At 68.1% G+C, this 25,523-nt stretch carries 13 protein-coding genes; 7 read left to right on the forward strand and 6 right to left on the reverse strand.

Translation table 11 applies throughout. From position 1 onward, the window contains the following. The first annotated feature begins 179 nt into the window (after positions 1-179). Positions 180-3,932, forward strand: coding sequence for an autotransporter domain-containing protein (locus E5A74_RS06520; RefSeq protein ID WP_240699697.1), 3,753 nt, complete (start codon positions 180-182; stop codon positions 3,930-3,932). A gap of 32 nt (positions 3,933-3,964) precedes the next feature. On the opposite strand, the gene E5A74_RS06525 is transcribed toward E5A74_RS06520, so the two are convergent. Continuing rightward, positions 3,965-5,908, reverse strand: coding sequence for a glycoside hydrolase family 84 protein (locus E5A74_RS06525; RefSeq protein WP_135983454.1), 1,944 nt, complete (start codon positions 5,906-5,908; stop codon positions 3,965-3,967). A gap of 197 nt (positions 5,909-6,105) precedes the next feature. Here E5A74_RS06525 and E5A74_RS06530 point away from each other — a divergent pair, with 197 nt between their 5' ends. Then, positions 6,106-6,810, forward strand: a complete 705-nt coding sequence (locus E5A74_RS06530; protein WP_135983455.1) for a TorF family putative porin — start codon at positions 6,106-6,108, stop codon at positions 6,808-6,810. 21 nt (positions 6,811-6,831) lie between these two features. Here the strand turns inward: E5A74_RS06530 and E5A74_RS06535 are convergent, their stop codons facing one another. From E5A74_RS06535 to E5A74_RS06545, 3 genes are read right to left on the reverse strand one after another with little or no spacing between them, the layout of a single operon-like run. Next, positions 6,832-8,088: a DUF2264 domain-containing protein gene (locus tag E5A74_RS06535; protein WP_135983456.1), complete on the reverse strand. Its 1,257-nt coding sequence runs from the start codon at positions 8,086-8,088 to the stop codon at positions 6,832-6,834. Positions 8,089-8,115: 27 nt separating this feature from the next. After that, a complete protein-coding gene (locus E5A74_RS06540) occupies positions 8,116-9,045 on the reverse strand; it encodes a DUF4861 family protein (RefSeq protein ID WP_135983457.1) in 930 nt (309 codons plus the stop codon). Then, a complete protein-coding gene (locus tag E5A74_RS06545; protein WP_135983458.1) occupies positions 9,042-12,272 on the reverse strand; it encodes a glycoside hydrolase family 2 TIM barrel-domain containing protein in 3,231 nt (1,076 codons plus the stop codon). The genes E5A74_RS06540 and E5A74_RS06545 overlap by 4 nt, the downstream gene beginning before the upstream one ends. An 84-nt stretch (positions 12,273-12,356) precedes the next feature. On the opposite strand from E5A74_RS06545, the gene E5A74_RS06550 reads away from it, so the two are divergent. The 4 genes from E5A74_RS06550 (at position 12,357) to kduI (ending at position 18,377) form a co-directional block, all read left to right on the forward strand. Then, entirely contained in the window at positions 12,357-13,148 is a 792-nt protein-coding gene (locus tag E5A74_RS06550) for a FadR/GntR family transcriptional regulator (protein ID WP_135983459.1), read from the forward strand. Between the two features lie 218 nt (positions 13,149-13,366). Beyond that, the gene (locus E5A74_RS06555) at positions 13,367-16,318 is read left to right on the forward strand and encodes a TonB-dependent receptor (RefSeq protein WP_135983460.1); all 2,952 of its coding nucleotides are present in this window, start codon (positions 13,367-13,369) and stop codon (positions 16,316-16,318) included. A gap of 59 nt (positions 16,319-16,377) precedes the next feature. Further along, on the forward strand, positions 16,378-17,526 hold the full coding sequence (locus tag E5A74_RS06560; protein ID WP_135983461.1) for a glycoside hydrolase family 88/105 protein: 1,149 nt from the start codon (positions 16,378-16,380) through the stop codon (positions 17,524-17,526). Positions 17,527-17,540: 14 nt separating this feature from the next. Further along, positions 17,541-18,377, forward strand: coding sequence for a 5-dehydro-4-deoxy-D-glucuronate isomerase (gene kduI, locus E5A74_RS06565; RefSeq protein ID WP_135983462.1), 837 nt, complete (start codon positions 17,541-17,543; stop codon positions 18,375-18,377). Positions 18,378-18,385: 8 nt separating this feature from the next. Here kduI and E5A74_RS06570 read toward each other — a convergent pair whose 3' ends face one another. Then, on the reverse strand, positions 18,386-21,823 hold the full coding sequence (locus tag E5A74_RS06570; protein WP_240699698.1) for an acyl-[ACP]--phospholipid O-acyltransferase: 3,438 nt from the start codon (positions 21,821-21,823) through the stop codon (positions 18,386-18,388). Between the two features lie 2 nt (positions 21,824-21,825). Further along, positions 21,826-24,822: a DUF2339 domain-containing protein gene (locus tag E5A74_RS06575; RefSeq protein ID WP_135983463.1), complete on the reverse strand. Its 2,997-nt coding sequence runs from the start codon at positions 24,820-24,822 to the stop codon at positions 21,826-21,828. 99 nt (positions 24,823-24,921) lie between these two features. On the opposite strand from E5A74_RS06575, the gene E5A74_RS06580 reads away from it, so the two are divergent. Continuing rightward, a complete protein-coding gene (locus E5A74_RS06580) occupies positions 24,922-25,509 on the forward strand; it encodes a TetR/AcrR family transcriptional regulator (RefSeq protein ID WP_135983464.1) in 588 nt (195 codons plus the stop codon). Positions 25,510-25,523: the final 14 nt, after the last annotated feature.

Genomic DNA, 25,523 nt, shown 5'->3' on the forward strand with positions numbered 1-25,523 from the left:
TGCGATATCGGGGATTTCACCCGTCGCGCCGCCCGCGCGTGATGCGCCCGCCTCGCCTGCCCGCGCTTACTCAACGCGTTGCCGCAAAGCCGTTGCAAGCCGCGCGGCGACCTGCCGCCTATGCGCGGCAGTACAGCGTAAAAGGGGTGACGCCGATGCGACGGAACGGTCGACGCGGAGTGTTTGCGCAACCTGGGGCGATCGCCGCCGTCGACCTGGCCCTGTTATTTTTCGGTTGTTCGATACCGATAGCCAACGCCCAGACGGCGCCGCCCCCTCCCGTCGATGCCACGCCCGAAGAGACCCCCGCGGTTGCCAACCCCGCCGCCGCCGCGCCGACGCTGCGCTTCTGGGACGGGAGCGATCCGGCGCTGCACGCGAACGGCGCGATCGACGGCGGTTCGGGCGTCTGGAGCGCCACCGCACCCAGCTGGACCGATTCGAACGGCGCGACCAACGGCCCGATGCAGCCCGTGCCCGCCTTCGCGGTTTTCCAGGGTGCTCCGGGCACCGTGACGATCGACGACCGCCAGGGCGTCCCCGCAATCACCGGCATGCAGTTCCTCACCGACGGCTATCGGCTCAATGGCGGGCGCCTCGAGCTCGACGGCGGCGCCTTCACCTCGATCCGCCCGGGTGCGGGCGTGACCGTCCGGATCGATGCCGAGCTGACCGGCGCCGGCGGCTTCTTCCTCAACGACTTCGGCACGCTGATCCTGTCCGGGGCCAACAGCTATGCCGGCGGCACCCGCGTCGATGCCGGCACGCTGATCGGCGACACCCGTTCGATCCGCGGCGATCTCGAAAATGGCGGAATCGTCGTCTTCGATCAGGCGCAGGACGGCGTCTTCGCCGGCAGCGTGAGCGGGCTGTCGAGCATCTGGGGATTCATGGTCAAGCGCGGCGCGGGCACGCTCACGCTCGGCGGCAGCAGCAACCTCGGCTGGCGGATCGACGAGGGCCGGCTGGTCGCCGAAGCTGCGCGCTTCGGCGACAATGTCGAGATCGCCGCTGCGGGAAAGCTGACCTTCAGCTCGGGCAGCGTCGCCGGCACAGAGACGCCGTATCTCTACGCGCTGTCGGGGAGCGGCGGGTTCGACGTGGCCGGCGCGGGAACGCTCGTCCTCAAGGGGCAGTCGACCGGCTTCACCGGCCAGACCCGGGTCATCGGCACCGCGCTGCGCGTCGACGGGGCGCTCGGCGGCACGTTGCACGTCGGCGAGGGCGGCGCCCTCAGCGGCGGCGGCACGGTGGGTGCCACCGATATCGGCACCGGCGGCCGGCTGCGCGGCGGGCTTGGGAGCACGCTCCATCTCGCCAGTCTCACGCTGGGCCAGGGATCGATCATCGACGCGAATTTCGGCCAGGCGGGCGATCCCGCGCTGTTCGCCGTGGCGGGCAATCTGACGCTGGACGGCACGCTCAACGTAACCGGGAGCGATGCGCTCGGCGAGGGCATCTATCGCCTGTTCAGCTATGGCGGGCGACTGACCGACAACGGCCTCGCCCTCGGCGCGCTTCCGCCCGGCCAGAACGCTGCCGATCTTTCGATCCAGACCGCGACGGCGGGTCAGGTCAACCTCGTCTCGGGCGGAAGCGCGCGCCCGCTCCAGTTCTGGGACGGCGGCGACGCGACCCGCTACGCCAACGGCATGGTCGATGGCGGCCCCGGGACCTGGCGAAACGGCACATCGAGCTGGACCGGCCAGGACGGCAGGCGCAACGAGGCCGCCCGGCCCGGGGCGTTCGCGGTGTTCGCCGGACGTGGCGGCCAGGTGCTCCTCGACGGCAGCGCCGGCGCGGTCGCGACCGGGGGGCTCCAGTTCGCGGCCAATGGCTACACGCTATCGGGAAGCGGCCTCACCCTCGCCGGCGGCGCGCGCACCACGATCCGCGTCGGCGACGGCAGCCAGTGGGGCGGAACGATGATCGCGGAGATCGCCGCGCCGCTCTCGGGCAACACGACCCTCGTCAAGCGCGATGCCGGCACGCTGATCCTGTCGGCGGCGAACAACTATACCGGCAATACCGAAGTCGAGGCCGGCACGCTGATCGGCGATTCACGCGCGATCCGTGGCAATATCCGCAACGCCGGAACGCTGGTGTTCGATCAGCGGACCAACGACAGTTTCGCCGGCAGCATCGCCGCGCTCGACGGCCGTTCGGGCACGATGGTGAAGCGCGGAAGCGGCGCGCTCACGCTCACCGGCGCGAGCACGCTCGACTGGAATCTCGACGCGGGGCGCCTCGCCGTTGCGGCAAGCCGCTTCGACGGCGACGTCGCGATGCGGCCGGGAGGCGAGCTGCTGTTCGAGGAGCCGGGCGACAGCCGCTACGCCGGAACGCTCAGCGGCGCCGGTCTGCTGATCAAGGCGGGCACCGGCAATCTGACGCTGACCGGCAATTCGGAGGGCTTTGCCGGCGACATCCGGCTCCAGTTCGGCCGCCTGACCGTCGACGGGGCGATCGGCGGCGCGCTCACGGTCGAGGGCAATACGACGCTGGCCGGGCGGGGCAAGGTGCTGACCGTGCGAGTCGCACCGGGAGGAACGATCGCGCCGGGCACGGGGATCGCGACCCTGACCGTGGCCGGGAACCTGACCCTGGCGCCGGGCAGCCGCTACCAGGTCGAGGTCGATCCCTCCGGTACCGCGAGCGATCGCATCGACGTGCTCGGCAGCGCGACACTCGGCGGCACGGTCGCGCATATCGGGGCGAACGGCAGCTATCGGCCGAGCGCAACCTACACGATCCTGACCGCCCAGCGCGGGATTCAGGGCCGGTTCGACAAGGTCACCTCGAGCTACGCCTTTCTGAACCCGACGCTCGGCTACACGTCGAACGCCGTCACGCTGACGCTCACGCGAAACGACGTCCGCTTCGATGCGGTCGCGGCGACCGCCAACCAGCGCGCCGCCGGCGCGGCCCTCGAAGGGCTATCGTCCGGCAATCCGCTGTACGACGCGGTGCTGACGACCGACGCGGCCGCGGCCCGCGCGGCGTTCGACAACGTCTCCGGCGCGTTTCACGCCTCGTTGCGCACGGCATTGATCGACGGCAGCAGCCTCTCGCGCGACGCGACGCTCGAGCGCCTGCGCAGCCCGGCGGACGCGAGGCCCGGGCTGCTCGTCTGGGGTCAGGCGCTCGACTCCCGGAGCCATTGGCGCGGCGACGGCAACGCCGCGCGGCTCGACCACGCGACGGCGGGCGCGTTGGCCGGCATCGAGATGCAGGCCCTCGACGGCGGGCTCCGCCTCGGCATGGTTGGCGGGCACCATCGCGATACGCTGCGCGGCCAGGGCAATGCCGAGATCGACAGCTATCATAGCGGCCTCTACGCGGGCGGGACGATCGACAACTTCGCGTTGCGCGCGGGCTTCGTCTATAGCTGGCAGGACGTCGCCGCCCGCCGCGCCGTCGCCTTTGCCGGGTTCGCCGATGGCCTCAGCGCCCGCTACCGGGCGTCGACCGCGCAAGCCTTTGGCGAGGCGGCCTATCGCTTCGCGCTCCCGGCGGGCGGGCTGGAGCCGTTCGCAAGCGTCGCGCAAGTCCGGCTCGACGTCGGCCGCGGCCGCGAGATCGGCAACGCGGCCGCGCTCGAGCTCGAACGCGATTCGATGGACACGCGCTATGCCACGGTCGGCCTTCGCGGCGACACCGCCCTCGCCTGGACCGGCGGCGGGCTGAAGCTTCGCGCATCGGCGGGGTGGCAGCACGCCTTTGGCGATCAACTGCCGGTCGTCGCCGCGACGCTCGACGGGCGGCGTTTCAACGTCGCCGGCCTGCCGATCGCAGCGGACAGCCTTGTCGGCGAACTCGGCGTGACCGCGGCGCTAGCAAAGGGCTTCCAGCTCGATCTCGGCTATGGCGGCGCGCTCTCGCGCAGCAACCAGGACCATCGCGCGCGCGCCGCGCTGAGCCTGCGCTTCTGAAGCATGGGCCCGGGCGAGGACGCCGCTCTATCTCATGGCAACGCGATCAACGCGGGGGCATCGGCCACGAACCGGTCGAGCACCCCATCGGCGAGCTTCACCGGGCCGCCGAAACGCGTGGCGCCGGGGATGGTCTGCACCGCCGCCGCTTCCGCCGCGAGCTTCCGCGCATCGGCGAAATAGCGCGACGCGGCAGGATTGCCCCGATCGGCGGCGTCGAGCCCCGCCGCGGTCAACTGCAGCGTCCGGCCCCAACCCTCCATCGCGTCGAGCCACGGCCGCGCCTGCTCGGCAAAGCCTGGATCGACCGCGCCCGCCCGGATGATGTCGGGCGCGCTCGCCATCGCGTCCGCCCGCGCGGCCAGCCCCGCGATCGCCTCGCGGCGCGCCGCCACGTCGCCCTGCGCGATCGCTTCGCGCACCCCGTCGAGCAGCGCCTTCAGCCTCGGCGCCTGTTCCTGCCATGGCTGGCTGCCGAAGGTCGGCGCGAGGTGCTGCGTATCGAACAGGATCAGCAGGGCAGCGGTGGCGCGATCGTCGCCGCCGGCCAGTTCGCGCGCCGCGGCGTGCCAGGTGCGCTCGGCATCATAGGCCTTGTCGTTCCAGCCGAACGCGGCCAGCCCGGTCACCGCGACGCGGCTCGGCACCTCCTGGTTCATCGGATTGGACAGGACGCCGGTCAGCTCGGTCGACAGCCCCGCCTCGCGCCGGGCATAGGGAGCGAGCAGCAGCCGGCCCGTCGACTGGCCATAGTCATTGACCGGATAATTGTCCCACAACAGCGTCTTGCGCCCGAACGCCTTCGTCGCCGCGCGCGCATCGGGAACCGAGATGGCTGGGGGAACCACATCGGTACCGGTCCACTGCACCACGATCCGGGGATCCAGGTGCTTGCGCAGCGCTGCTTTGTAGGGGGTCTCCTTGGCGTCGTAATATTCGGTCGGCACCATGATCAGCGGACGCGACGCCGGATCGCGCGCGACGAGGCTGGCCTGCACCGCGTTGAGCAATTGCGCCTGCGCTACGCCCGCCGCCTCGGCACCGGACGGACCGAAGCTCGCCCGATCCCGCTCGCAGTTCCACTTGGCATATTCGATGTCGTCGAGCGCCACGTAGAAGCTGTGAACGCCGATCGATCGCAGCGCGTCGAACTTGCGCTCCAGCGCCTGACGATCGGCCGGATCGGAGAAGCACACGCTGGGTCCCGGCGAGATCGCATAGACGAAGTCGACATGATTTCGCCGCGCAGTCGTGGCCAGCGTGCCGAGCGCGGCCAGCGTGTCGGCGGGATAGGGCTCACGCCAGCGATCGCGCGCATACGGATCGTCCTTGGGGCTGTAGACATAGGTGTTCGCCTTGACCGTGGCGAGGAACTCCAGATGCCGCGTCCGGTCGGTCATCGACCAAGGGGCGCCATAGAAACCCTCGATCGTCCCGCGGATCGGCATCGCGGGGTGATCCTCGATGCGCAGCGCCGGAATGGTGGGCCGCTGCGCGAGCTGGCGGAAGGTCTGCACGGCGTGGAACAGGCCGTCGGCGTCGTGCCCGGCGAGGGTGACGATGCCGCCCTTCCCTGTCGCCACACTCGCGATCGTATAGCCCTCGGCATTACCGTCTTGCACTGCCTTGCTCCGCGCCAGCGCGTCGCGGACGATCGCCGTCTCCGCCGTGCCGATGACGATGTAGGGCCGGTCGGGCGTCGAAGGCAGCCGCTGCGCAGCTGCGATCGTTTCCACGCCTGCCGATGTGAGGACGTGGCGGACCAGCGCAAGCGTTTCCGGATCGGTGCCCGGCGCGGCGACCAGCACGACCGATTTGCCCAGCGCGATCGCGCCGCCCGTCAGCACGATCGAGGCGGGCGCGGGGAAGATCGCCGGCAGGACGGCGGACTGGGCCCGGGCAGGAATCGGTGCGATGCCCGCCAATGCCGTCACGAGCGCGACGCAGGTACCAATTTCCCGAATATATCGTGCCATTACCGTCCTTCGGTATCAGATTGGTATTATTTATCCGCGTTAGAGCGCTCGCGCGATCACGGCAAGCGGCACCGCGCACGCGATGGCGTCGTCCTGCATGGCATCTCCTAAGGGGCGACCGCAAGGGCGGGTCCGTCCGCGACAACCCGCCTATAAATATCTGATAGCGGGCCATTTTCCGGACCCGTGAGGATCCAATGCTGCGTCCAGCACTTCCGGCGGCTCTTGCCCTGCTTTTCTCCGCGCCTGCCCTCGCGCAGGAACGATCGCCCGCGCTCGCGGTCAGCGGCGAGGCCGCGCTGGTGAGCGACTATCGGTTTCGCGGCCTCTCCGTCACGGATCTGCACCCGGCACTGCAGGCAGGCGTGACGGTCACGCATAAGAGCGGCGCCTATGCCAATGTCTGGGCATCGAACCTCGCCGACACGCCGCTTTATGGCGAAGTCGAGCTCGACTTCTCGGCAGGCTGGTCAGGCGGGTTGCTTCCCGGCGGAACGCTCGACGTGGGGGCGAGCTACTATAGCTATCCCGCCGGCAGCGCCGCGGCGGGCAAGGCGAACTACGCCGAGCTCACCGCGCGCTACGCCCAAGGGCTGGGGCCGGTCACCGCGACGCTGGAGCTCGGCTACTCGCCGGCACAGCGAGCACTCGGCGATCGCGACAGCGTCTATGTTTCCGGGGATGTGGAGGTCGACGTGCCGCATACCCCGCTGACCCTCACTGCGCATCTCGGCCGGACCAGCGGCGCGCAGGCACCCGATGCCGCCTATGCCGACTGGTCGCTCGGCGCGCGCGTCGCGCTTGGCGCGGCGGAATTCGGTCTCGCCTATGTCGACACCGACCTCGCCGATTACCGCCCCGGTCGCGCCGGGCTGGTCGGCAGCGCCAGCATCGGCTTCTGAACCGAAGCTGGCGCCGCGGCGTCAATAGTCGACGTAATAGTCCTTGGGGAAATGCTCGCCGGCAAAGGCCTTGCGGGTCGTCCATGACTGGGCCGGAGCGGTCCAGTAGCTGTCGGTCGCCGGAAGGCCGAGCGCGATCAGGCTCTCCGCCGCGATATACATGCTGCCGGCGTTCGAATAAATGTCGCCCAGGCTCGGCTGATGCCCCGCGAAGCCGATCGTGAGATAGCCTTTCGCGTTGAAGTTCGAGGGGTTGCGGAAGATCGCGCGCTGCGCCGCGAGCGTCGCGGCGCGGACCTGCCCCTCGGGCAGCGACGCCGGCAGCTTCTTGCGCCACGCGAGCAGCCCCAAAGGCTGGAACACCGCGGTACGATAGGTGAGCGACCGGCCGATCGGCGCATAGCTGCCGTCGGGCCCGATCAGCCGCTCGAGATGCTCGCCGAAGCGCTGCATCCGCTTTGTCGCCTGTTCGAGCAATTCGGGGGCGTTGAGCTTGTTGAACTTCGCTCCCGTAGCGACGAGCACCTCGAGGATCTCGATGAGCATCGGCTGGATCACATACGAGTTGTAGTGATCGAAGTGGAAGCGCGGCCCATCGGCATACCAGCCGTCGCCGACATACCATTCGTTGATCTTGCGGACCGCGAGGTCGATCCGGATCGGATCCCATTGCGCGCCGATCGAGAGCAGGAACGCTTCGTTCATCGCGGCGAAGAGCAGCCAGTTGGTGTAGGGCGGCGGCACCCGGCGCAGCCCCTGAATCTCCGCCACCACGCGCTTCTTCGTGGTCGCGTCGAGCGGCTCCCAGAGCTGCTTCGGCGCGCGCAGCAGCGCGTTGGTGAAATAGGCCGAGTCGACCAGCGGCTGACCTTCGGCCCGCCACAGCAGATAGTCCGGGCTCGCCGGATCGACCGAATGGACATAGCTGGCCAGCGCCTGCCGCCGCAGCTTCGCGCGCAGCCGTCCCTCGGGCGTTTCGTCGTCGGGCAGCGCCAGCCACGGCGCGATCCCGGAGATCAGCCGCCCGAAACATTCGAGATAGGCGACCTTGGGATTGCGCCCGTCCCAGCTCGGGCTGAGCTCGGGCGCGAACGCCGTCTGGAGCTTGCCCTCGGACATCGGGCCCAACACCGGCTCGGCCATTCTGGCGAGGATGTCGAGCATATAGGCCCGGTCGCCGGCACCGCCCGCCGCAGGGGCGCGCTGCGCGACGGCGGGCGCGGTCGCGGCGAGCGTACCGGTGGCGAGAGCGGAGGCGAGGAAGCGGCGGCGTTCCATGAATGATCCTTGCTGGAGGAGATGGGGTCAGCGCGGCGGGCGGAAGTCGAGCGTCTCGCCGGCGGCATAGCGGTCCCACGCCGCGCGGCTGCGGAAGCCACCTTCGCCGAGATTCCATGCCGAGCCCGAATAATAGACGAAGGGCTTGCCGGGCATGACCCGCAGCAGCACGAGATGGTTGTCGGCGTCCTGCCGGATCTCGGCGATCATCGCCGGATCGACCCGGAGCGCGATCGCCATCCGCCCGTGATGCGCGTCCCCGGGGCCCCACCATGAAAGCAGTCCGCGCGCGCGGTCGACGGTCAGCGCGCCGCCGTCGCCGGTGGTCCGCTTGCCGATGCCGATGCCGACGAGCAATCCCCCGGGCTTGTCCGAGCGAAGCGTCGACACCATCCGGGTGAAATGGGTGCCGAGCGGCAGGGTGAAGCGGCGCGTCTCCCAGACCTTGCGCCCGACATCGACCGGCCAGGGCGCATAATCGACTTCGAAATCGGCAGCATCGGGGCCGTTCTTCAGGATCCGGTAGCGACGATAGTTGCGCGAGGTCCACAGCTTGTTGTCGAACCAGATGCCCAGCCCGCCGGCACCGCGGCCGCTGCCGACATTGTAGAAGTCGAGACCTTCGCCATGATAGGCGTGCTGGTCGCCGCTGCGCAGTTGCCGGTCCATATAGGGCCAGCCGACATTCTTGCCCCAGCTGTCGATCCCCGATCCCGAGGGCGGCTCGGCGGCTTCGAGCGCATGGCCGTAGATGCGGTGCGCGGTGCGGTCATTCTCCCACAGCAGATCGTCATAGCGATAGTCGGCGCGCATCACCGTGGCGCGCGGGGTCTTGTCGGGCGCGGGCGGCAGCGGACTGGCGACGGGCGGCAATTGCTCCGCGCCGGGGACGTCCTGCGCCAGCGCGGTGCCGGCGAGCAGCGCGAAAACCGCAGCAGCAGCGAGCCGGGCGCTCATCGCAGCGCCTCCGCGGCGGCCGGCATTGCCCGATCGGGGGCGGTCCCATTCCCAGCGAACGGCGTCAGCGTGAAGCCGTAACGAAGCGGTTTCAGCGGAACGCGATATTGCGGCAGCGGCCGCCCGCCGGCGTCCCAGGCATTGTCGCCCCCTACCCCCGACTGGACCGCGTCGATCATCAGCGAAACCGCGCCATGCGGCACGATGTCGCTGCTCCGCCGCGTGCCCGGCGGGCGGCGCGAAAGATCGTCATAGGGGAAGGCCAGCGCGTTCATCGACAGCGGCGCTTCTCCGACGACGCGCAGTCCGCCCCGGCCCGGCTGGAGCAGTTCCATCCAACGGACATCGACTTTGTTGCCGGTCTCCTGCGGGCGCATATAATCGTGATTCTGATCGGCGATCCGGCCGCGCCACAACCCCAGCGGCGCCCCGGTCTTGCGATCCTGATAGCTTTCGTGCGGTCCCCGGCCATACCAGCCGAGCGTGTCGATCCGTGCCGGCATCGTGAAGAACAGCCCCACGCGCAGCGGATCGGGCAAATCGGGCTTGAGCGGCGTGAAATCGCCCTCGACCCGGACCGCGCCGTCTCCCGCCATGCGATAGCGCGATACGAAGGTGGCAGCGCCGTCGCCCACGGCGTAGCGCACCGTCACTTCGGCCCCGCTCGCGCCGAGCCGGCGCGTCTCGATCCTCTGCACCACGCGCTCGGCCGAGGCCTGCTTCCAGACGCCGTGCGTCTTCTGCAGCCCGGTGCCGATGTCGTTGTCGGTCAGCGCCCGGTAGAAATTAGGTGCGCCGCCCGCGAGCAGCGGCTCGCCGTTCACGGCATAGCGCTCCACCAGCCCCGTCTTGCGATCGAGGACCAGCTCGGCGCCGCCCGCGGCGAGGCGGACCTTCCCTGCGCCCTCGGCGAGCGCGACCTCACCCGAAGGCGTCGGCTGCGTCGCCGGTTCGCGGCCGAGCTCGAATTGCTCCCACCCGACCACCGCGCCCGCATCGACCGCAGGGATCGCGCCGGCATGCGCGCGGGCGCTTACCGTCAGCACATATTCGGCGCCGGGCTTGCGGGCATAGGCGGGCAGCGCCAACGCCACCCTCTCGCGCCCATGCGCCGGGGTGCGCAGCGCGGGAAGCTGCCCGGCTGCCACCGACACGCCGTCCTCGAGCAGCTCGAAGCCGAGATCATAGCCGGACAGGTCGACGAAATCGTGGCGATTGATCACCGTCAGCCGGCCCGTCGCGCGATCGAAATCGGCGAACTGGATCGGCGCATAGACCTTGCGCACTTCGAACAGATGCGGGTTGGGCGTGCGATCGGGCTGGTTGAGCCCATCGCCGAACTCGATGTCGCCGCCCGGATTGGGGCCATATTCGCCGCCGGTGCCCCAATAGCGACGCCCGTCGGCGGTGGTGCGATACATCGACTGGTCGACCCAGTCCCAGACGAAGCCGCCCTGCAGCTTGTCGGGATGCGCGTAGATCGCGTCCCAATACTCCTTCAGATTGCCCCCCGAATTGCCCTGCATATGGGCATATTCGCACTGGATCATCGGCTGGCGGAACGCCCAGTTCTCGGCATAGTCGACCATCCGCTCGACGCTGTCGTACATCGGCGCATAGATATCGGCATAGTCGTTGGGCCGGTGATCGGGCACGCCGGGCCAGGTTCCCCAGCCGAGATAGGACACCAGCCGGCCGGGATCGCGCGTCTTCACTGCCGCCGCGGCCTTGTTGAAGGTCGGGCCGATCCCCGCCTCGTTGCCCAGCGACCAGAAGATGATCGACGGATGGTTCTTGTCGCGCTCGACCATGTTGAGGATGCGGCTCTGGTGCGCGCCCTGCCAGGCGGGATCGAAGCCGAGCTGATACTGGCCACGGAGCTGCGGGCGCTTGTTCGCCCAATCCATATAGCCATGGCTCTCGATATTGGCCTCGTCCATCACGTAGAGACCATATTTGTCCGCAAGCTCGTAGAGCCGCGGATCATTGGGATAGTGCGAGGTGCGCAGCGCGTTGATGTTGGCGCGCTTCATCAGCTGGATATCGCGCTCCATCGATTCGAGCGAGATGACGTGGAAGGTCTCGGGGTCGTGCTCGTGGCGATTGACCCCGCGGATGGTGATCGGCTTGCCATTGACCGTGACCAGCCCGTTGCGGATCTCGACGGTGCGAAAGCCGATGCGGCTCCAGGTCGACTGGATGATCTTGCCCTGCGCATCGTAGAGCTCGACCAGCAGCATGTAGAGATTGGGGGTCTCGGCGGTCCATTGCTTCACGCCCGGCACCGCGCCGGCCAAAGTAACCGTGCGTTCGCCCGCCCCCGCGGCAACGCGCTGCGAAAGCGCGAGCACGCGCCGCTCGCCGTCGAGCAGCACCGCGCGCGCGGTCACCGGACGATCGGACGGCGTCACCGCGACGTCGACCGAGAGCCGCCCGTCGCGATACGCATCGTCGAGCCCGGCATGGACGAAGAAGTCGCGCACCCGCGTCTTGGGTGCCGCCATCAGGAACACCTCGCGCTCGATCCCCGAGACGCGCCAGAAGTCCTGATCCTCGAGATAGCTGCCGTCCGACCAGCGATAGACCTGGATCGCGATCGTGTTGCGCCCCGCCCGCAGGAACCGGGTCACGTCGAACTCGGAGGGAAGCTTGGAATCCTCCGAATAGCCGACCTTCTCGCCATTGACCCAGACATAATAGGCCGAGCCAGCGGCACCGATGTGCAGAATCACGTCCGATCCGTTCCAGTTCGCGGGCACGTCCACGTCGCGGCGATACGATCCCACCGGGTTGGTCGCGTGCGGGATCAGCGGCCGGTTGGCGGGAAAGGGATAGGTGATGTTGTTGTAGCGCGGCTGGTCATAGCCTTCGGTCTGCCAGTCCGCCGGGACCTTGATCTGCTTCCAGCCGGAGACGTCGTAATCGGGCTTCTCGAATCCCGCCGGAAGCTTGTCGGCATCGGGCGAGAAGGCGAACCGCCACTGTCCGCTCAGCAGCAGGAAGCGCGCGGATTTGGTGCGATGCCCGGCAATCGCCTTTTCGCGCGATTCGAACGGGAAGCCGGTCGCACGCGCCGGCTGCTTGCCGATCGCATAGACCGCCGGATTCTCCCAGTCGGGGCGATCGGGCGAGACCTGCGGCTGGATCGGCGGCGCCATGTCCTGCGCCGCCAGCGCCGATGCCGCGCAGGCGAGGAGCAAGGCCGGGATGCCGGTGAGTGATCGCATAAATCCCCTCTTCTCACCCGGTCTTTCGCCGGATCGACTGCCGCCGTACTTGGTGTTACACGAGGGTAGCCATCGGAGATTAGTATGACAAGTCGGCGCAAGGCCTCGGCCGAGGCCTCGTCCAGCGGCACCGAGGAAACGGTCCGAAGCGGATCGCTGACCGACGAACTGTTCGCCAAGCTCGAAGCCGAGATTCGCTCCGGCGCGCTTGCCGCCGGCTCACGGCTGCCGTCGCAAAAGGAAATCGCGCTTTCGGAGAATGTCAGCCGGACCGTCGTGCGCGAGGCGGTCGCCCGCCTCGCCGCGCAGGGCATGACCGTGTCGCGCCAGGGCGCCGGCGTGTTCGTCGCCGAGACCGCGGAATATCGCGCCTTCCAGATCAGTCCGGGGGAGGTGCAGGAACTCGCCGACGTCATCAAGCTGCTCGAGATCCGCATGGCGGTGGAGACCGAGATGGCGGGGCTGGCCGCCGCGCGGCGCACCACGGCCGATATCGGCGCGATCCAGGATGCGCTGGCGGAAATGGTCGCGGTCGGCGGCGATCCGATCGCCTCGGCCAATGCCGACGCCGCGTTCCACCTCGCGATCGCGCGCGCCACCCAGAATGAATATTATGCCCGCTTCGTCGAGTTCCTCGGGCTTCGCCTCGTGCCGTCGCGCACGCTATATCTCGGCGACAAGCCCGATGAGGCGCATCAGGCCTATGCCGCCAAGGTGCTCGCAGAGCACGAAGCGATCGTCGACGCGATCATCCGGATGGATTCGCCGCGCGCCCGCGAGGCCGCCCGTCAGCACATGCACGAAAGCCTGACCCGACACTCCACCCGCAGCGCCAGCCTGCGCACCAAGCCGCCGGGGAAACTCGCCGCGCACTGATCGAGGCGGCGAAGCGCGCCTTTTCGCCCGGCCGCAGCCTTCGCACAATTTATCGTATCAATTTTGGCCGAATTGCCCAGCATTTGGCATCGACATGCCCGATACCGCCCAAAACACGTTGGATTTGCTCGCAAAAGTCGGACAATTGACGAACCCTCGATAAGTTATCATACAAGATGGGCACGCGGGGTCTACGCCGCGGCAATGAGGAGGGGATAATGGCTAAGGGGCTATTGGCGTCGGCTGTCTCGGCAGGCGCACTTGCATTGATTCTGGTTGCGGGCCCTGCATGGGCGCAGCAATCGACCGACACGCAAAGCGATGCGTCCACCGACAGCGCCGCCGCGAGCGACGGCCAGGCAGATGCCGCCGCCGGCGAGATCGTCGTCACCGGCTTCCGCGGCAGCCTCAACAAGGCAGTCGAGCTCAAGCGCGAATCGATCAGCTTCCGTGATTCGATTGTCGCCGAGGACATCGGCAAATTTCCCGAAGCGAACGTCGCGGACTCGCTCCAGCGCATTCCGGGCGTGATCCTGTCGCGCGACGGCGCCTCCAACGAAGGCCAGCGGATCAGCATCCGCGGCCTCGGCTCCGAATTCACCGTCACCACGATCAACGGCGCGCCGGTCCGCACGACCTCGGCGACCAACGTCGGCGGCTCGAGCCGCGACTTCAACTACGACGTCTTCCCCTCCGAGCTGTTCGGCCGGGTCGACGTCTACAAGTCGCCGCTCGCCAATCTCGAGGAAGGCGGCATCGGCGGCAATGTCGATCTGCAGACCCCGCGTCCGTTCGACAGCGAAGGCCGGGTGATCCGCTATACCGCGCAGGCCAATTACAACACCCAATCCAAGGCATGGCGCCCGCGCGGCTCGCTGCTGCTCAGCGATACCTGGGGCAATTTCGGCGCGCTGTTCGGCGTGGCCTATGCCAAGAACGTCAACGAGCGTTCAGGCTTCCAGTCGACCGGCGGCGGCACCAGCGGCTATAATTCGTCGGCGCTCGGCCGCCGGCCCTATTACGGCACGGTGCCGGCCAACACGAGCGGCCCGTTCAACTTCGAGCTCAATCTCGACAGCCCGCTCGCCAATTTCAGCGGGCTGACCCGCTCGCAGGTCGAGAACGCGTATCTGCCGCGCTTCTACCGCGTCTTCGCGTCGAACAACGAGCGCGAGCGCCTCGGCTTCGTCGGCTCGCTCCAGTACAAGAGCGATCGGTTCGAAGCGAGCGTCGACGGCATCTATTCCGACCTGACCGACCAGACCGACGAGTTCACCTTCGGCGTGCCGGTGCGCAACTCACGCACCGTCGCGGGGAGCACCTCGATCCCCGGTTCAGGCACCAATTCGGGCCTGATCCCGCTGGACGTGCATCTCGACGAGTACAATAATCTCTACGGCACGTTCGGGAATTCGAGCATCCTCACCGAGAGCTTCTATCGGGACTCACACACCAAATTCAAATACGGCATCGTCCGCGCCGCCTATGACATCACCGACACGATGAAACTGTCGGCGCAGGCGAATCTGAGCGAGAGCAAGGCGGTCTATTCCGAAAACCGCATCGTCTCGAACATCTACGGGATCACGACGACCTTCGATCCTTCGGACAACATCACCTATCCGACGATCAGCTCGCCGGTCGATTTCACCAATACCGCGCTCTATCGCGCGCCCTCGCTCGGCTTTGCGATCAACGACGAGCTCGACAAGCAGAAGACCGCTCGCGCCGTACTCGACTGGAAACCCGTCGACACCGGCGACCAGATGCTCGCGCTCAAACTCGGCGGCAGCTATGTGTCGTCCACCAAGCGCGTCCAGCGCCAGGACGGCAGCAGCATCGCGACGAACACGCACACGCTTCCGGGCGGCGGCACGGTTGCGTCCAACCCGACGGGCGTGTTCGCCAACATGGATCCGTTCGTCCAGTTCGGCGCGTTGGCGAACGGCGGGAACTCGGGATACCCGTCGCAGTTCGCCACTTTCTCGCGCGATTTCGTGATGAACGTGCTCGACGCGAACGGCGCCAATCGCGCGGCGACCCCGGCGCTCAACCAGGCCTTCACCGCCGAGGAGATCGTCAAGTCGGCCTTTTTCGAGACCAGCTTCAAGTTTCCGATCGCCGGCCACGCGTTCCGCGGCAATTTCGGCATCCGCTTCTCGGACACCAAAACGCGCATCAACAATTATCAGACCGCGCCGGGCGGCGGGTTCACGCCGGCCGAGCGCGAGGGCGGCTATACCAATCTCCTCCCCTCGGCCAGCTTCACCTTCGACATTACGCCGAAGCTGATGTTGCGCGGATCCGCGGGTCAGACGATCACGCGCGGCTCGCTCGCGACGATCGCCGCGGGCACGCGGGTGCCGAACATCTTCAACCCCGCGGTCACGGTCGGCAATCCGGATCTGCGCCCGCAGCTCGCCACCACCTTCGATGCCGCGCTCGAATGGTATTTCGCGCCGGGCGGGCTGATCAGCGGCGGCGTGTTCCAGAAGAACATCGTCGATCGCCCCTTCTCGATCACCGAGCGCGTTCCCTTCGGTACGCTGGGCCTGCCCTCGAACCTGTTCAATTGCGCCTCGCTCGGTGCCGGCGCCTGCCCGCCCGCGCTCGGCGGCGGCACGATCGACCCGAACTTCCTGTTCGATCGCACGATCACGGTGAACCAGAACGAGCTCAAGCTGAAGGGCCTCGAGCTGGCCTATCAGCAGAACTTCACCTTCCTGCCCAAGCCGTTCGACGGCCTGGGCATCACCAGCAGCTTCACGCTGATCGATCAGGAAGGCGATGATTTCGTGCTGCGCAACGGCGATCGCATCGCGATGCAGGGCGTGCCCGACTATACCTACAGCGTCACCGCCTTCTACGAGAAGGGACCGTTCTCGATCCGCGGATCGTACAACTACCGCGCGAAAACCGGGCAGAACTCGACCAATACGGGCAATGATCAGGTGCCCTATCTCGCCCCGCAAGGGTTCCTCGACGGCACAATCAGCTACAAGCTCAACGACCTGTTCGAGCTTCGCATCGACGCGCTCAACATCACCAACGAGAACGTCTTCTTCTACTATGAAGACCCGACCCAGCCCGACGGCAACGGGCTGAGCCGGCGCGACAATTCCTTTTTCAATGGCACCACCATCTCGTTCGGCATCCGCGGACGGTTCTAGGTACCTCCCTGGGGGCGCCCCGCGCGGGGTGCCCCCTTTTTTCGCTTCCGGAGACTGCAATGAAGCTTTCCGCCTTCGCCGCGGCGCTGTTGCTCGCCACGCCGTCCGCCGCGCTTGCCCAGCGCGCGCCCGCGACGGCATCCGCCTCGACGATCGACGCTGCAGTCCGCCTCGCCGATTGGCAGCTGGGACAGATGCACGGCGGCACCGTGTCGCGCGCCACCGGCGAGACGAAGAAGCCGCGGGCGTGGGAACAGGCGGTATTCTGGGTGGGGATGACCGCGCTCGCCGATGCCGGCGGCCCGCCGCGCATTCGCAAGGCGATCCTCGACATGGGCGCGGCGAATGAGTGGCTGCCCGGCGAGAAACCCTATTTCGCCGACGATCACGTCATCACCCAATCCTATCTCTGGGCGGCGCGGAACGGCGCGGGCGAAGTGGCGCGTGGACCCGCGCAGCGCACCTTCGATCGCGTTATCAACGCGCCGGCGGTGACCTCGCTCGCCTTCTTCATTCCGCCCGCAGGCTATGGTTCGGCCGAATGCCTCCGGCGCTGGTGCTGGTGCGACGCGCTGTTCATGGCGCCGCCCGCCTTTGTCGAGATGGCGCTCCAGACCGGCGATGCGCGCTACCGTGAATTTGCGCTGCGCGAATTCTGGGCGACCACCGACTTCCTCTTCGATCCGGTCGAGCATCTCTATTATCGCGACAGCCGCTTCTTCGAGCGCCGCGACGGCAAGGGCCGCAAGGAATTCTGGAGCCGTGGCAACGGCTGGGTGTTCGGCGGGATGGCGCGGACGATCCCGCTGCTCGCCAAGGGCAGCGCCGACCGGGTGCGGATGGAAGGCCTGTTCCTCGAGATGGCCGGCCGCATCAAGGCGCTGCAAAAACCCGACGGCTATTGGGCGCCCTCGCTGCTCGCGCCCGAGGATTCGCCGCCCGAAACCAGCGGCACCGCCTTCTACACCTATGGCCTCGCCTGGGGGATCAATAGCGGTCTGCTCCTGCGCGCCGAATATGAGCCTGTCGTCCGCCGCGGCTGGGCGGCGCTCCAGCGCGCGATCCAGCCCGATGGTCGGCTCGGCTATGTGCAGCAAGTCAGCGACCGGCCCGAAAAGGTCGAGCCCGGCGACACGCAATATTACGGCGTCGGCGCCTTTCTGCTCGCGGCGACGCAGATCGCCGCGCTCGATCGCCCCACGCGCTGACCGCCGGGACGATCTTGTTCACCAGGACCTATCACGCGGCGCATCCGGAGATGATGGCGGGGGTTTCGAACGAAGCCCTGCGCGACCGGCACCTCGTCTCCGGCCTGTTTCGTGACGGCGAGATCGTGCTGACCTATTCGCACGGCGAGCGCTTCGTGATCGGCGGCGCGGTGCCCGCCGGCAAAGCGCTCGCACTCCCCGCGCAGGACGCGCCGGCGAGCGTCGCGGGCCATCCGCTGCTCGAACGGCGCGAGCTGGGCGTCGTCAATATCGGCGCCGGCGCGGGGCTGGTGACGGTCGACGGCGAAGCGATCCCGCTCGCCAAATACGAGGCGCTCTACGTCCCGATGGGCAGCCGCGAGGTGACCTTCGCCGGGGACGGCGCGCGCTTCTATCTGCTCTCGGTGCCGGCGCACGCGCCCTTCCCGCTGCGCAAGGTCACCGCTGCCGACACCAGCCCGTTCCGGCGCGGCGCCCTCGAAACCTCGAACCAGCGCACGATCTGCCAGCTGATCCTGCCGCATGTCTGCCAGAGCGCGGCGCTGTGCCTCGGCCTCACTCGTCTCGATCCCGGCAGCGTGTGGAACACGATGCCACCGCACGTCCATGAGCGCCGGTCCGAGATCTACCTCTATTTCGACCTCGAAGCCGAGGACCGCGTCTTCCATTACATGGGCCAGCCCGACGATCTGCGGCACCTCGTGATGCAAAACGAGGACGTCGTGATCTCGCCGCCCTGGTCGGTGCATATGGGCGCCGGCACGCGCAACTACAGCTTCATCTGGGCGATGGCCGGCGAGAATCTCGACTACGAGGACATGGACGTGATCGACCTCTGCCAGCTGCGCTGAGGGCGGCCTCAGAGCAAGGAAGGCTGCACCTCCGACGGCTTGCTGACTGCCACCTCGCCGGCCAGCGCGGTCATGCCGACATAATCGAGCTTGCCCGTCCCGAGCACCGGCAGCGCCGCCAGCGGGCGGATGTCGCGCGGTATCGCGAGCTCGGCGACGCCATTGGCCTTGCCCCATGCCTGGAGCTCGGCCGCCTTGGCGCCCTGCCGCGTGGTGAACAGCACCAATTGCTCGCCCTTGCGCGGATCGGCGCGGGTGACGACCGCGTGGTCGGCATCGGGCCAGACGCTGGCGGCATAGCCCTCGACCGCGGGCAGCGACACCATCTCGCCGCCGATCTTGGCGAAGCGCTTGGCGCGCCCGCGGATCGTCACGAAGCCCTGCTCGTCGAGCGTGACGATGTCGCCGGTGTCGTGCCACCCGCCTTCGGGCGGCTGCAGCACGCCGGGCGCATCGGCCTTCATATAGCCCGCCATGATGTTGGGTCCGCGGATCGACAGCTTGCCGCCCTCCTCGATCCCCGGCACCGGCTCGACCTTCGCCTCGATGCCCGGCAGCAGCCGGCCGACGCTGCCTGCCCTGAAGTGCATCGGCGTGTTGACCGCGATCACCGGCGCGGCCTCGGTCGCGCCATAGCCTTCGAAAAGCCGCACGCCGAACTTCTCGCTCCAGACTTTCCGGGTTTCGTCGCGAACGCGCTCGGCGCCGGCGAAGACATAGCGCAGCGCGTAGAAATCATAGCTGTGCGCCATGCGCGCATAGCCGGCGAGGAAGGTGTCGGTACCGAACAGGATCGTCGCATTCGCGTCATAAGCCAGCGCCGGCACGATCCGGTAATGGAGCGGGTTCGGATAGAGCAAGGTGCGGATGCCGCTCAGGATCGGCAGCAACGTTCCTCCGGTCAGCCCGAAGCTGTGGAACACCGGCAGCGCGTTGAGCACGAGGTCGGACGAGTTGAAGTCGATCCGCGCCGAGAGCTGCTGGCAATTGGCCAGCAGGTTGCGATGGGTGAGCACCACGCCCTTGGGCAGCCCCTCGCTGCCGCTGGTGAACAGGATCACCGCAGGGCTGTCGGAGGCGATTCCGCGGCGGCGATGCAGGCGTCCTGCCCAGCGCGCGGCGAACAGCGCGCGGAGCTTGGCGATCGTCCCGATGCGCGCGGCGACGTCCTCGAGATAAAGGATGCGGCGTCCCTCGGCCTCGAGCCCCTCGACGATCGGCTCGAGCTTGCCCTGCGTCACGAACGCGCGCGCTGTGATGATCGTGTGGACTTCCGCGGCGGTGCACGCCGCCTTCAGATTGGCGAGGCCCGCGGTGTAGTTGAGCATCGCCGGGACCCGGCCGATCCGCTGGAGCGCGAAGAAGGTCGCGACCACGCCGGCGACGTTAGGAAGCAGGACGCCCACTGCCTCGCCCTGCCGGGTGAACGGCTCGAACGCGCGGCCCAGCGCCATGCTGCCGACGACGAGCTTCTTGTAGCTCATCGGCTCACGCCTGACGTCCTCGACCACCTTCGCGCTGCCGCCATTGACGTCCTTGGCGTCGAGCAGCGCCTGGAACAGCGTGCGATCCACGTCCGAGGTCGCGAAGATCATCGTGCTCATTTCGTCGTAGAGCCGACGCCCGGCGATCGCGCGACGCTGGCGCGCGGGCATCGTGCCGGCGATCTCGACGCGTCGCGGCGGCAGCACGGTCAGCGTGATCTTCGGGAAGGTCCGCAGCCGCACCTTGCCACGCAGCTTGGAGAAGGACGAATATTGCGCGCCATCGATGCGCACCGGGACGATCGGCGCATCGGCCTTGTCGGCGACCATGCCAGGGCCGTCGAACACCTTCATCAGCGCGCCGGTGACGGTGATCCGCCCCTCGGGGAAGATCACCAGCGTGTTGCCCGCCTTGACGGCCTTGACCATCGCCTTGGTCGACATCGGGTTGGTCGGATCGACCGGGAATGCGCGAAACAGCTTGAGCGCCGGCTTGATCCAGAAGCTGTTGGCGACCGCGGTGTGCACCGCGAAGACCGGCTTGCCGGGCAGGAACACCGCGAGCAGCAGCCCGTCGAGCCACGAAACATGGTTGACCACCACCACCGCGCGATCGCCCGGCCGCGGCATGTTCTCCGCGCCGTGGACCTCGACGCGGTAGAGGAATTGCAGCGTCGTGCGGATCAGTCGCTTGATCACCGTCTCGGGCAGCAGCCAGCACGAGATCAGCGCGACGACCAGCGTGGCGAAGCCCATCACCGCGATCACCGCGGGGATCGATACCCCCGCCCCCGCCATGCCCGCGACGATCGCCATCACCGCCACCGCGACGATCGCATTGACGATGTTGTTCGCGGCGATGATCCGCGAGCGCTCGGCGACCGGGCTGTTGGTCTGGAGCAGCGCGTAGAGCGGGACGATGAACATGCCGCCCGAAAAGGCGAGCACGGTCAGCGCGAGCAGGATGTGCCAGCTGCCGGGCGCCTGGACGAAGGCGGCGATATCGGCGCCCGGCGCGGTGATCACGAAGCCGCGCGTCGCCAGCCACAGATCGATCAGGCTCCCCGCCATCAGCAGCGCCGACGCCGGCACGTAGCGCGCCGAGACCCGACCCTTGAGCAGCCGGTTCACCGCGAGCGAGCCGAGCGCGATCGAGATCGAGAAGACGAGCAGGAACAGCGTGACCACCGGCTTGCCCGCACCGAGCGTGTTCGAGACGAGCGGCGCGAAATCGTTGAGCAGCACCGCGCCCACCGCGAAGAACCAGCTGATCCCGAGGATGCACAGCCACACGTCGCGCCCGTCATGCGCGGTGCGGAGCACCTGCCAGGTCGAGCGCAGCGGATTGGGATCGACCCGCAGCCCGGGCGCGGCGGGCGGCGCCGCGGGGACGAAGAAGCTCGCGACCAGCCCGGCGCCCGCGAGCGCGGTGGCGATCAGCCCGGCTTCCCAGGGCGGCATGAAATTGGGCAGCAGCTGGCCGCCGAGGATCGCGAGGAAGGTCCCCGCCTCGATCATGCCGGTGCCGCCCATGATCTCGTCCGCGCCGAGATGCTGCGGCAGGATCGAATATTTGACCGGGCCGAAGATCGTCGAATGGCAGCCCATGAAGAACAGCGCGAGCAGCAGCAGCGGTACCGATTGCAGCCACAGCCCGGCGAGTCCGACGGCCATGAAGCCGACTTCGGCAAGCTTCACCGCACGCACGAGCTTCGCCTTGTCCCACGCATCGGCGATTTGCCCGGCGAGCGCCGAGAACAGGAAATAGGGGATGAAGAACACGCCCGTCGCGATCGCCGCCAGCATCGCCGACCGATTGGGATCGGTGGCGTAGAGCGTGAAGTTGACGAGGAACAGCATCGCATATTTGAGCGCGTTGTCGTTGAACGCGCCGAGGAACTGGACGACGAACAACGGGCCGAAACGGCGCTTGGCAAGCAACGAGAAGTCAGGCGCGGACATGATTACCCCCGGATGTCTGCTGCGACGGTATCGGCGGAGTGTGACTCATCGGTCAACGGCGTTTCGGGGGCCGCATCGGGCAGATAGCGGCTGTACAGCCACCCCATGCCGATCAGGCTGAACCCCAGCGCCGCGAACGATGCGATACGCAGCAGGCCGTCGAGCCCCGCCGCGTCGAACAGGAACACCTTGCCCACCGCGCCCAGCATGAGCAGCAGCGACGCGATCCGCCAGTCGCGCAGGCCGCGACGGATCCCCCATTGCAGGAAGCCGATCGCGAGCAGGATCGCGAGCAGCGAGCGGCAGATATCCTCGATCTGGATCGTCGGACCCGCGACGAGCAGGCTGCCATGAAAGGCCTGACGGAGCAGCGATCCCGCGAGCAGCACGATCAGCACCATGCGCGCCCAGTCGCGGGCACGGTCCAACGCCGCGCCCGGCACGGCGCGCGTGGACCAGCCGAGCAGCAGCAACGCCGTCGCATAGGCGGGGACCAGCCACAGGCCCGCCAGCTGCGCCGCCCAGAGCGGATTGTGCAGCAGCACGGTGAACCAGCCAAAGTGCAGCAGTGCCGCGCCGCCCAGCCCCGTGGCGACACGCCGCATGCCGGCGCACCATGTCAGCCACGCCGCTGCCGCGAGCAGCATTTCCCACAGCGTGCGCTCGGCGAGGCCATAGCTGACGAAGCGGGCATCGCTGTCGATCGCGAAGCCATGTTTCCACGCGACATGCAGCGTGATCGTGCCGAGCAAGGTCGCGACGATCGCGCCGATCTCGCGCTCGCGCGCCGGCAGCCCGCCGCGCCACAGCAGCACCACCAGCGCCGCCATCGGCGCGACGATACGCACAGCCACGTCGATCGGCGAAGGCAGCGTGGTGACGAAGAACGGCTCGCCGAGCAGTGCGCCGCCGGCACCCGCCAGCCAGGTCCCGATCGGTTGCAATGCCCAGCCCGCCGACAGCAGCGCCGCCGTCCCCAGCGCGGCAAGCTGCGCACGCGCACCGGCCAACGCCAGCGCCGCGATTGTCGCCGCCGGCACCAGCGCCAGCCAGGTCTGCGGCACCAGCTGCGCCGCCGCGACATAGCCGAGCAGCACCGCTGCGCCCTGCCCGAGCTGGCGGGCGCCGACGTCGCTCGACCAGCGGGCAAAGCCGAGCGCGACCAGCGCAGGGATCGCCCAGCGCAGGCATCCCTGCGCCGTGCCGGCAGCGTCGAGCAACGCGAGCGCGCGTTGGAGTTCCTCGACACCATTGGCGCCGGGCAGGAAAGCCAGCGCGGCGAAGCCGAAGGCATAGCTGCCATATTCGATGCGTTTGTCGGACGCGGCCCGCGCCAGCAGAACCGCAGCGAGTGCAGTCACCGCCGTGGCGGGCGCCAGGGCCCAGACAGGCAGTGCAAGCCCGGCGGCAAGCAGCGCCAGCCCGAGCGCGGTCACTGCAAGCGTCGCGAACCGCGCATCGGTCGTCCGGGCGGCATTGCGCCAGCCGACCGCGGCAGCGACACCGGCAATCGCCGCGCCGAGCAGCGCGAGCGGCGCGAAGGTCGCGCGTCCGGTCTGATCCCAATAATGCGCGATCGGCAGCAGCGCGACGCCCAGCGCGATCGCAGCGATCTGGACGGCATCGCCCAGCGCCCCGGCGCGCCGCCACAGCCGCCACAAAGCGGGCACGCCGTAGATCATCGCGCCGCCGGCGAGGACGAGCGCCAGCATGGTCTCGACCGGATTCGGCCATCCGAGCGCCAACAACAGGCCGGTTGCCAGGCCGGCGAGCGGGACTTCGGCGAACAGCGCGTCGCGACGCGACAGCCAAATGATCGCGATCGAAATCAGCGCGAACAATCCCCAGTCGAGCCCGGCAAAACCGCCGGTCGCGACGATCGCGGCGATCTGCGCGCAGCCCGCCAGCGCGCCCGCCAGCTGGAGCCCGCGCGCCTGCGTTCCGGTGAACAACAGCGGGAAGCCGATCGCGAGGATCAGCGTCAGCGTGCCGACCGAAAGCGTTGCGGCCACGTCGTGCAGCCCGCCGGCGATCAGCAGCATTCCCCAGCCGAAGCCACCGGTGACGGCAAGCGCCCCCAGCCACCACCAGCGCTGCGCCCGGCCGAGCACGCACAGTCCGCCCACCGTCAATGCAAGATAGGTGGCAAGCAGCGGCATGTTGGGCGATCCGGTGCCGACCAGCGCCGGCGCGGCGAGGCCGCCGATCAACCCGAGCACCGCGCTGGGCGCGCCGAAACGGATCGACAGGATCGCGGCCAGCGCGGTCACTGCGGCAAGCCCGGCGAACGCGGTCATCGGCGCGACGAGGTGATAGAGATTGGCCGCGACGAGGATCGCGGCATAGAGCGTGGCGATCCCCGCCCCCGCCAGCGCCTGCGGGATCCGCACGTCGCGGACGACGCGTTCGCCGCGCAGCGCCGCTTCGGCGCCGGCAACCAGGCCGGCGCCGAAGAGCAGTCCGCAGATCACCCGCACCAGTGGCGACAACAGCCCCGCATCGATCGAATATTTGACGATCAGAAAGCCGGCGACCGCCAGCGTGACGCCCCCCGCCCAGATCGGAAGATGGCGACCGAACACGTCCTCGAAGGTGAAGTTGCGCGAGCGCGGCGCTTGGCCGACCGTCCAGAAGGGATCGTCGGGCGCAAGCTCGGCTTCAGGCCAGGCGGCCTGGGCAAAGGCTTCAACCGGCACCGCTGGGACCCTTTCCGCTGCCTCGGGCACCGGCGCGAACTCAGGCTCAGGCTCGGGCTCGGGCACGGGCTCGGGCTCGGGCTCGGGCTCGGGCTCGGGCAGCGGCTCGGGCGCCCACACGCGTTCCGGCACCGGTCGCAGGACGGTGCGCGCCACCTGCCGCGTTTCCGCTTCCGGCCGCATCTCGGGAAACGTCACCGCCTGCAGCTCGATGGCGCTCAGCCGGGCGTCGAGCGCCTCGGCGCGGTGCCACAGCTTCGCGCAAACGATGATCAGGCCGATCAGGGTAATTGCCACCAGCATCGTCGTGAGTCCCCCAGTTCGAGCCTCGCTGATAACAGAAATTGAGCGCTGTTCAATTAAAAATTACACAGTGTTCAATTTTACTGATATCGGAGCGATATGGGACGGCGATCCGATCATAGCCGCGCCGAGCTGGAGGAACTCATCCTCGCCGCCGGCCATACGCTGCTGGCCGAGACCGGCTATGCCGGCTTCTCCGCGCGCGAGGTCGCCAAGCGCGTCGGCTATTCGGTCGGCACGCTCTACAATGTCTTCGAATCGCACGACGATCTGATGCTGGCGATCAACACCCGCACCTTCGTCGAATGGGCGGCATGGATCTCGGCGCGGCTCGAACGCGCCGGCGAGGATCGCATCGCGGTGCTGGTCGACAGCTATTTCGATTTCGCCACCGCCAACCGCAATCTATGGATGGCGATCTACGATCACCGCCTGCCCGAGGGTGCCGCCTTCCCTGATCGCTATGCGCAGGATCGCCGCACATTGACCCTGATCGTCGAGCAGGAGATCGCCCGCGTTTTGCCGCCCGAGCGCGCGCATGAGGCAGGACCGCTGACCCGCTCGCTGCTCGCTACGGTCCACGGGCATTGCGTCTTTGCGCTCAACGGCACCTTCGCGTTGCTCGAAGAACGCCATCCTCGCGACGCCGCGCTCGCTCGCGTGCGCGAGGCCCTCGCTGCGGCCTGACCGCCTCTGCAACT

The sequence above is a fragment of the Sphingomonas naasensis genome, from assembly GCF_004792695.1.
Lineage (GTDB): Bacteria > Pseudomonadota > Alphaproteobacteria > Sphingomonadales > Sphingomonadaceae > Sphingomonas > Sphingomonas naasensis.